The sequence below is a fragment of the Moorena sp. SIO4A1 genome (assembly GCF_010672065.1).
Classification (GTDB): domain Bacteria; phylum Cyanobacteriota; class Cyanobacteriia; order Cyanobacteriales; family Coleofasciculaceae; genus Moorena.
In genome coordinates this window covers 1-2,337 of record NZ_JAAHHX010000303.1, presented here as the reverse complement: position 1 = coordinate 2,337, position 2,337 = coordinate 1, and the positions used below count along the sequence as shown (strand labels likewise).

Sequence of the window (2,337 nt, the reverse complement as noted above, 5' to 3'; positions counted from 1 at the left end):
AGTTCAACTCCTCTGCCCAAATGGCACGACACGAGCAGTGGAGTATACATCAGTTATAGACTTGTCACCTGGTAATCACTTGTTGATTTTGCGGGACATTACCAAGCGCCGACAAGCAGCAAAAGAGGAACTCCAACGCCAACATCAGCGGGTAGAGTTATTCTCTGAAGTAACTCTCAAAATTCGCCAATCTTTGCAACTCAAGGAAATTCTACAAACTGCTGTTACAGAGGTGCAAAGAATTCTTCGGGCTGATCGAGTACTGATTTACCAAGTTTTTGCCAATGGAACAGGTAAAATCATTAGCGAAGCGACCTTACCGACATATCCGGCAATTCTCGACGTTGAGTTTCCCGAAGAAGTCTTTCCTGCAGAGTACCGAGAACTCTATGGTCAAGGTCGCACCCAAGCTTACGCTGATGTTCACAGCCCTGATGCCGCTTTGGCTGAGTGCTTAGTTGAGTTTCTGGATGAATGGCATGTCAAAGCCAAACTCGTTGTGCCGATCTTACAAAGCCTAAACTCCTACACAAACAGCCAAAATCGCCGAGTTAAACCCCAGAATCAACTTTGGGGTTTGCTGATCGCCCATCAGTGTCAGGCTGCTCGACCATGGAGTGAGTTTGAGGTTGAACTGATGCAACAGTTGGCAGACCAAATAGGCATTGCCCTATCCCAAGCTCAACTGCTGGAGAATCTGGAAGAGATGGTTGCAGAACGGACAGCCGAGTTGAGGAAAGTAAACAGCAATCTGCAACAGGAAATCAATGATCGCCTTCAGGCAGAAGAAGCTTTGCGTCGTTCTGAAGAACAACTCCGCCTCATCACCAATGCACTGCCTGTTTTAATTGCCTACATTGACAAGGAACAGCGCTATCGCTTCAACAATCAAGCCTACAAAACCTGGTTGGGACTTTCCCCTTTAGAGGTGTCTGGATCTCACCTTCAGAAAGTCCATGGGAAGAAAGTCTATCAGCAGATTCGGGTGCATGTGGAGGCTGCTTTGTCAGGTCGGACAGTCACCTACGAACATGAAATGACCCTCAAAGATAGACGCACTCACTCCGTCAGCGTTACCTACATCCCTCATCTCAGCGAGGAGGAGGGTTTAGTCAAAGGTTTTTTTGCTTTAACAAGTGATATTAGCGATCGCAAAGCCATAGAACGGATGAAGGACGAGTTCATTTCAGTGGTCAGTCACGAACTCCGCACCCCTCTGGCCTCAATTCACGGTTCCCTGAAAATCCTGGCGACGGGAAAACTCGGTAAGCTCTCTGCCAAAGGACAGCGAATGCTCGAAATTGCCGACGAACAAACTGATCGCCTGGTGCGCTTAGTCAATAATGTCTTAGACCTACAGCGCATTGAGTCAGGTAAGGTGAATATGGACAAAAAAGCCTGCAATGCAGCTGACTTGATCAAAAAAGCAGTCCAGGCTATGCAAACAATGGCTACTGAACATGGGGTTAACTTGGCAACCAAGTCCACCTCTTTCTCTGTTTGGGCTGACCCCGACTATATTGTCCAAACCTTGACTAATTTACTAAGCAACGCAATAAAGTTTTCACCTGCCAATAGCACAGTTTGGCTCTCTGCAATAACAGATAACGAGGTTAATAGAACCAAAAACCAGAAACAGCTGGGATGCTCCACAACTGCCTATGTCACATTTCAAGTCAAAGATCAGGGACAAGGCATCCCGAATAGCCAGCTCGAAAGTATCTTCGAGCGCTTCGAGCAAGTGGACTCATCTGATTCCCGTAAGAAAGGTGGAACAGGTCTGGGGCTAACGATTTGCCGCAAAATTATCCAGCAACACGGCGGCAAAATTTGGGCAGAGAGTTCCCTAGGTAAAGGCAGTACTTTTTATTTTACCCTACCCGCTTTAAAACAGCAAGAAGAAGATAACCATGAGTACTAAATGCATCTTGCTAATTGACGATGAAGAAACTATCCAGGAAGTGGTGCAAGTCGGTCTGGAACTTGAAACAGATTGGGAGGTACTAACAGCTTCTTCAGGCTTGGAAGGTATCGCTATGGCTAAAACTAAACTGCCAGACGCAATCTTACTTGATGTAATGATGCCAGATCTGGATGGAATTGCAACCTTTTCGAAGTTAAAAGCAAATTCTAAAACGCAGTCAATTCCCGTTATTTTTCTGACTGCTAAGACTCAGATAGCAGAGCAACACCCGTTTAAAAAAATCGGGATTGCTGGTGTTATTATCAAACCCTTTAATTCTATAACTTTGGCTATTCAAATAGCAGAACTCTTGGAATGGAAGTTGTGATTCATTATTGTTGATCGTTTGTAGTTGTACACATGAGACTATTACT

2 protein-coding genes are annotated in these 2,337 nt (G+C 45.4%); both read left to right on the top strand.

All coding sequences use genetic code 11. The features are described from left to right. On the top strand, nucleotides 1–1,921 hold a 1,921-nt coding region (locus F6K53_RS37535; protein ID WP_293084732.1), incomplete at its 5' end, for an ATP-binding protein. Nucleotides 1,922–1,928: 7 nt separating this feature from the next. After that, nucleotides 1,929–2,291 (top strand): response regulator, encoded by a 363-nt coding sequence (locus tag F6K53_RS37530; protein ID WP_366511408.1) that lies wholly within the window; start codon nucleotides 1,929–1,931, stop codon nucleotides 2,289–2,291. The last annotated feature ends 46 nt before the right edge of the window (nucleotides 2,292–2,337 follow it).